This window comes from Pseudomonas folii, from assembly GCF_014357575.1.
Taxonomy (GTDB): Bacteria; Pseudomonadota; Gammaproteobacteria; order Pseudomonadales; family Pseudomonadaceae; genus Aquipseudomonas; species Aquipseudomonas folii.
Genome location: NZ_JACONW010000217.1, coordinates 1 through 6,502, shown reverse-complemented (window position 1 = coordinate 6,502; position 6,502 = coordinate 1). Strand labels below are relative to the sequence as shown.

Below are 6,502 nucleotides of genomic sequence, written 5' to 3'. Positions count from 1 at the left end.
CACGTCAATATCAGCGTGTCCCCGTGGGGGTTTGCCCGCGATAAGGCTGGACGCGGTTCATTTTAGATCGCGGTGTCCTCATCGCGAGCAAGCTCTGCTCCCACAGCCGCTCGCTTTAAACAGTCTCCCCCGTCTCCCCCGGCAACTGCTCATCCAGATGCAGCCACGGCAAGCGATTGTCCGTCCAGATATGGCGGTCGGCAGGTGCCAGCTCCGGGTGATCGAAGGTGGCGACGGTGACGTCTATCTCTTCCGGACTGTTGCGCGAGAGCAATGCCAGTTGCGCCCCGCAGTTATTGCAGAAGTAGCGTACACAGGTCGGGCCGGAGTCATAGGTCGCGGGGCTGCCCTCGGTCCATTCGAACGAACTGACCGGCACTGAAATCCAGGTCATGACAATGCCGCCCGACGTGCGACGGCAGATAGAGCAGTGACAGTGAGCAATGTCTTGCAGTGGCGCATCGAACTGATAACGCAGGTTGCCGCAATGGCAGCCCCCGGTGGTGATCTGGCTCATGTTCTTTTCCCTGTCATAGACGTGTCGATGGAGTTCTGACCGCCGACGCAGGCAATCGTCTTCAGAAACAAACAGTCAAAGGTTTCAGCAGCGAAAGCTGAATGAAAGCTTGGCCGATTAGCATCCATACACCGCCGGCAAAAGACCGGTCAGCCACATGTGCGTTTCACGACGTACAAAGGCCCAGTTAACAACAACAAATGGTGACCCTGATGTGCTCTAGTGCCTTGCTGCATTCCCCGCTTTCGCCCCCACTCCCTGCGCTGCTCTTTTTGAGCTGATTAGCCCTTCGCCTTAGCCAATCGCGTACCGCCTGGAGTATTTACTATGTTGACCTTCCTCGGCTTTGCCATGGTCATTGCTTTCATGTACCTGATCATGAGCAAGCGCCTTTCCGCGCTGATTGCCCTGATTCTTGTACCGATCCTGTTCGCCATCTTCGGAGGTTTCGCGACTGAAATCGGCCCGATGATGCTGGCCGGTATCACCAAGCTTGCGCCGACCGGCGTCATGCTGATGTTTGCCATTTTGTACTTCGCGTTGATGATCGACTCCGGTCTGTTCGACCCGGCCGTACGTCAGATTCTGAAGTGGGTCAAAGGCGACCCGATGAAAGTATCGGTAGGCACTGCGGTGCTGGCACTGGTGGTTTCCCTGGATGGTGACGGCGCAACGACTTACATGATCTGCGTCGCGGCCATGCTGCCGCTGTACAGCCGCATTGGTATGAGCCCACGGATCATGGCTGGCCTGATCATTCTGGCGGGCGGCATCATGAACATGACCCCATGGGGTGGGCCGACCGCTCGCGCTGCCAGTGCGTTGCATGTGGAAGCATCCGATATTTTCGTACCGATGATTCCGGCGATGTTCGCCGGGGTGGTTGCACTTCTGCTGATCGCTTACTTCTATGGCAAACGTGAGCGCGCTCGCTTGGGCGAACTTCATCTGCAGGGCGATGAAGCCGACCACAGCGAAATCAGCGTTTCGCAGTTCCCGGATGCCCGCCGTCCGAAGATGATCTGGTTCAACGGTGCACTGACTCTGGTGCTGATGATCTCGCTGATCATGAGCCTGTTGCCTCTGCCAGTGCTGTTCATGATCGCGTTCAGTATCGCGATGATCATCAACTACCCGAACATGCAGGATCAGAAAGACCGTGTTGCGGCTCACGCCGGTAGCGTGCTGTCAGTGGTTGGTTTGATTTTCGCTGCGGGCATCTTCACCGGTATTCTGACCGGCACTGGCATGGTTGATGCCATGTCCAAGAGCCTGTTGGCAGTGATTCCGGACGCAATGGGCCCGTACCTTGCGGTCATTACTGCACTGGTCAGCATGCCGTTTACCTTCTTCATGTCCAACGACGCGTTCTACTTTGGCGTGTTGCCGGTACTGACTGAAGCGGCTGCTCACTACGGCATCTCGCCAGTGGAAATGGCCCGTGCCTCCATCGTCGGTCAGCCGGTTCACCTGCTCAGCCCGCTGGTTCCTTCGACTTACCTGCTGGTAGCTCTGGCCGGTATCGAATTTGGCGATCACCAGCGCTTCACCTTGAAGTGGGCAGTTCTGGTTTGCCTGTGCATAATGGTTGCCGCTTTGCTGATGGGGATCTTTCCTTTCTACAGCAGTCTATAAAGTCGGCTCACTTGTTTTGCGGCCCATGTCCCGGTCTTCACCGTCGGGCCTGGGCCGCAAATGTTTAAACGCTCAAAGGATTACAAAATGGAATGGCTGACCAATCCTGAAATATGGATTGCTTTCTTTACCCTGACTGCCCTGGAAATCGTCCTGGGCATCGACAACATCATCATGATCTCGATTCTGGTCAGCCGCATGCCGAAGCATATGCAGGCGCGCACCCGGATTTTCGGTCTGGCGCTGGCCATGGTCACGCGCATCTTGTTGCTGCTGTCCATCACATGGGTCATGCGCCTTACCGCTGACCTGTTCGTGGTAATGGGGCAGGGTATTTCGGGTCGCGACCTGATCCTGTTCTTCGGTGGTCTGTTCCTGCTGTGGAAAAGCTCGCAAGAGATTTACCACGGCCTGGAAGGCGAAGAAGAGTCGGCAGACGAACCGGGTGGCAAAGGTGGCAAGTTCATCTACACCATCATCCAGATCGCGATCATCGACATCGTGTTCTCGCTGGATTCGGTGATCACTGCTGTCGGCATGGTGTCCCACGTGCCGGTCATGGTTGCGGCCATCGTTGTTGCCGTACTGGTGATGATGTTGTGCGCAGGCACCATCAGCGACTTCATCGAGAAGCACCCATCCTTGAAGATGCTGGCGCTGTCGTTCCTGATCGTCGTCGGTACCGTCTTGATCGCCGAAGCGTTCGATGTGCATGTGCCTAAAGGCTATGTGTACTTCGCCATGGCGTTCTCGCTTGCTGTTGAAGCCATCAACATCAAAATGCGCATCGCGCATGCGAAGAAGAAGGCGCAAAGCGAGCCTGTAAAACTGCGTAAGGACGTTCCGGGCCAGTAAGCCGGTGTGTCGCTGAAAAACGGGGCGCGCTGATGCGCCCCTTTTTTTTGCAGTATTTGTAGGAGCTCACGAGCAACGCGAGGCAGCGATGGCGGCCTGTCTGATACACCGCTATCGCGGCCTCGCGGTGCTCATCCGCTCCTACGGGTCCAATATTTGCTGCGCGAAAGTGTTGTGTCAGGGAAATGTATATGGCTGATTTATTACATATTTGTTTCAATGGGGTCGTGCCAATCAATGTTGGCATTTAAGCCAAAGGCCGACTAAAGGTTAGTAAGGCCTATCAAGCGCGCCATTCGCTGCACCTTCAATTCATTGCCCATATGGGCACACCTCAGGGGGCTTTCCGTATGCTGACCCTGCTCGATTTGCTTTCGGCCGTGGCCTTGCTGATCTGGGGCACTCACATCGTTCGTACCGGCATCTTGCGCGTGTACGGTGCGCAGTTGCGCCAGGTTATTAGCCAGAACATGTCCAAGCGTCCGCTGGCGTTCATCGCCGGCATTCTGGTGACGGCGGTTGTACAGAGCAGCAACGCCACCGCCATGCTGGTGACTTCATTTGTCGGTCAGGGCTTGATGGCGCTGACGCCTGCCCTCGCAATCATGCTGGGCGCTGATGTCGGCACGGCCCTGATGTCGCGGATCCTGACGTTCGATTTGTCCTGGCTGTCGCCGCTGCTCATCTTCCTTGGCGTGGTGTTCTTTCTGTCACGCAAGCAGACTCGTCTTGGTCAGATGGGCCGCGTTGCAATCGGCCTGGGGCTGATTGTGCTGGCGCTGCAATTGATCGTCGCTGCCGCGGCCCCGATCACGCAAAACGCTGGCGTGAAAGTGTTGTTCGCGTCGCTGACTGGCGATCTGTTGCTGGATGCGTTGGTGGGCGCGTTGTTCGCGATGATTTCCTACTCCAGTCTCGCCGCCGTGCTGCTGACTGCCACGCTGGCGGGCGCTGAAATCATCAGTCTGCCGGTCGCTATCGGTCTGGTGATCGGTGCCAATATCGGCAGTGGCATGCTGGCCTTCCTGAGCACCAGCATGCAGAACGTTGCCGGTCGCCAGGTGGCGTTGGGCAGCCTGCTGTACAAGCTGTTTGGCCTGCTGTTGGTCATTCCGGTACTCGACCCGCTGGTGCGCTGGATCGACAGCCTTGGCTTCAGCCCGCAAGACATGGTTATTGGCTTCCACCTGATCTACAACACAGCACGCTGCCTGATCATGCTGCCCACCGTCGGCCCGATGGCGCGGCTGTGTTCCGTCATCTTGCCGGAGCGTCCTGAGGTCAACGGGTTGGCCAAGCCGCGACATCTGGACCTGACAGCACTGTCTACGCCCAGCCTTGCATTGGCCAATGCCGTGCGGGAAACCCTGCGCATGGGTGACCTGATCGAAGGCATGCTTGGCTCGATGCTGGAAGTGCTGCGTGGTACGCAAACATCCATGACTCAGGAAATGCGTCGCCTCAACGATGACGTCGAAGCGCTGTACAGCGCGATCAAGCTGTATCTGGCGCAGATGCCCCGCGAGGATCTCGGCGAGCAGGACAACCGGCGCTGGGCGGAAATCATCGAGCTGACTATTAACCTGGAACTGGCTGCGGGATTGATCGAACGCATGCTGCGCAAAATCCAGCAGCAGAAAACTTCTCAGCGCCGCTCGTTCTCCGAGGTCGGCCTCGAAGAACTGGCGGGCCTGCAATCGCAATTGCTGGCCAACCTGCGTCTGGGCTTGTCGGTGTTCCTCAGCGGTGACCCTGAAAGCGCTCGCCAGTTGCTGCGTGAAAAACGCCGCTTCCGCGCTCAGGAGCGTCGTCTGGCCCATGCCCACGTCAGCCGCCTGCAACGCAAAGTGGTGCAGAGCCTTGAAACCAGTTCGCTGCACCTCGAACTGATCGCCGACATGAAACGCCTCAACTCACTGTTTTGCAGCAGCGCTTACGCCGTGCTGGAAACCGCCGACACCGGCGCGCTGTCCAGCGAAAGCGAGCCCGAGCAGCCAGCCTGAAAGATGCGATGTGAACGTACCGGGCACATCGAAGTCTGTTAGACATACCGGCCCGCAAGGAAGCAATGTTTTATGCGTTGCCTGCTGTTCGCTTGTCTGTTTCTGATCGCACTGCCTTCCTCTGCTCTCGACCGTTTTCAGGTCGAGGGCTATATGCTGCCCAACGGTTTGCAATTGTTGCTCAAGCCTGGCTACGAAAAAGGTCATGTGGCCATTCGTCTGGTGGTCGGCATTGGTTTCGATGATTTCCCCTGTGAAGACAAAGAGCTGCCGCACTTGCTGGAGCATTTGCTGTTCAGCGGTATCGATGACGCGGGTGAAGGAGGGCTTGAAGAGCGGATGCAGGCCTTGGGCGGCGACTGGAACGCATTCACCAGCAACACCGACACCACGTTCGTGATTGAGGCTCCGGCGCAGAATCAGCGCAAGGTGCTGGACCTGCTGCTGGATGTGCTGACCAAGACCCACTTCGATCAACCGGACCTGGACACTGTCAAACGTATCGTCGAGCGCGAAGATGGCGGCCACTACTCGCACCTGCAACGCTGGCTGGATCGCAAGGATCTGGGCCACAACGCCAGCAGTCAGTTGGCGGTGGAAATGGGCCTCAAATGCGCCGAGCGTCCGCAGGTCGATCACATCACACTGGACCAGGTTCAAGAGGTGTTCAGCTCCTGGTATGCGCCGAACAACATGACGCTGATCGTGGTCGGCGATCTGGACCGGCTGTTGCCAAGCTATCTGGAGCGTACGTTCGGTGAGCTTGATGCGCTTGATCCCATCGATCATCCCCCGTTGGCCGAGCCCAATGACGCGACTGAAAAAGACCGCACCTTGATTCGTGGAGCGTTGGGCGATGCTGCGCGACTGCATCTGATCTTCAACGAGCCGATGCTGGACGATCAGCATGACGAAACGCTGGAGCTGGTCAGCGACTATCTCGAGTGGGCGCTCTACAGCGATTTGCGTCTCAAGCACGGTTTGTCATACGGGCCGTGGGTTGACCGGGAAGTATTCGGCGGCACGGGCTTCATGAGCCTGAATGCCGACCTCGAACGCGACGACGTTGATCGGGCCAAGGAATACATCCGCGTGATGCTCGACCGCTTGCAAGTGGACGGCCTCGATCCGGCCGCCTTCGCCCGGATCAAACAAGCCACCATCGCCAAGCAGGCGTGGGCCGTACAGGGTAACAGCGCTTTGGCGGACTATTACTGGGGCGCGCTCAACGATTACGAGAAAGGCCGGTTTGCTGATCCGGTCAAGCGTTACAAGGCCGTCAGCCTCGACAGCGCCAACCGCGCGATGCGCGAATTGCTCAAACAGAAAAGCTACTGGCGCACTGAGCAGTCGTTGCTGAGTTATGACGGCTTGTTCTGGCTGACAACGGCCGTGGTGGGTTTTCTGGTGTTGCTGGTGGGATGGCGAATAAGTGTTTTTCGTCGGCGCGTTGTGGACACTTGAGTCTCGCGGCAAACATTGGACCTGTAGG

5 protein-coding genes are annotated in these 6,502 nt (G+C 57.5%); 4 read left to right on the top strand and 1 reads right to left on the bottom strand.

The window, feature by feature from the left end:
* Nucleotides 1-115: 115 nt before the first annotated feature.
* Nucleotides 116-517, bottom strand: coding sequence for a GFA family protein (locus H8S59_RS25315; protein ID WP_095092994.1), 402 nt, complete (start codon nucleotides 515-517; stop codon nucleotides 116-118).
* 327 nt (nucleotides 518-844) lie between these two features.
* On the opposite strand from H8S59_RS25315, the gene H8S59_RS25310 reads away from it, so the two are divergent.
* From H8S59_RS25310 to H8S59_RS25295, 4 genes are all read left to right on the top strand, one after another.
* Nucleotides 845-2,152: a CitMHS family transporter gene (locus tag H8S59_RS25310; RefSeq protein ID WP_095092993.1), complete on the top strand. Its 1,308-nt coding sequence runs from the start codon at nucleotides 845-847 to the stop codon at nucleotides 2,150-2,152.
* A gap of 87 nt (nucleotides 2,153-2,239) precedes the next feature.
* Entirely contained in the window at nucleotides 2,240-3,007 is a 768-nt protein-coding gene (locus H8S59_RS25305; RefSeq protein WP_095092992.1) for a TerC family protein, read from the top strand.
* A 350-nt stretch (nucleotides 3,008-3,357) separates the two neighbouring features.
* Nucleotides 3,358-5,010 (top strand): Na/Pi cotransporter family protein, encoded by a 1,653-nt coding sequence (locus H8S59_RS25300; RefSeq protein WP_187523206.1) that lies wholly within the window; start codon nucleotides 3,358-3,360, stop codon nucleotides 5,008-5,010.
* Between the two features lie 72 nt (nucleotides 5,011-5,082).
* Nucleotides 5,083-6,474, top strand: coding sequence for a M16 family metallopeptidase (locus tag H8S59_RS25295; protein WP_187523205.1), 1,392 nt, complete (start codon nucleotides 5,083-5,085; stop codon nucleotides 6,472-6,474).
* Nucleotides 6,475-6,502 lie beyond the last annotated feature (28 nt).

What these genes read in the sequence shown, in the direction of transcription:
- H8S59_RS25315 (WP_095092994.1), bottom strand. Translation starts at nt 517, where the DNA reads ATGAGCCAGATCACCACCGGGGGCTGCCATTGCGGCAACCTGCGTTAT.
- H8S59_RS25300 (WP_187523206.1), top strand. Translation starts at nt 3,358, where the DNA reads ATGCTGACCCTGCTCGATTTGCTTTCGGCCGTGGCCTTGCTGATCTGG.
- H8S59_RS25305 (WP_095092992.1), top strand. Translation starts at nt 2,240, where the DNA reads ATGGAATGGCTGACCAATCCTGAAATATGGATTGCTTTCTTTACCCTG.
- H8S59_RS25295 (WP_187523205.1), top strand. Translation starts at nt 5,083, where the DNA reads ATGCGTTGCCTGCTGTTCGCTTGTCTGTTTCTGATCGCACTGCCTTCC.
- H8S59_RS25310 (WP_095092993.1), top strand. Translation starts at nt 845, where the DNA reads ATGTTGACCTTCCTCGGCTTTGCCATGGTCATTGCTTTCATGTACCTG.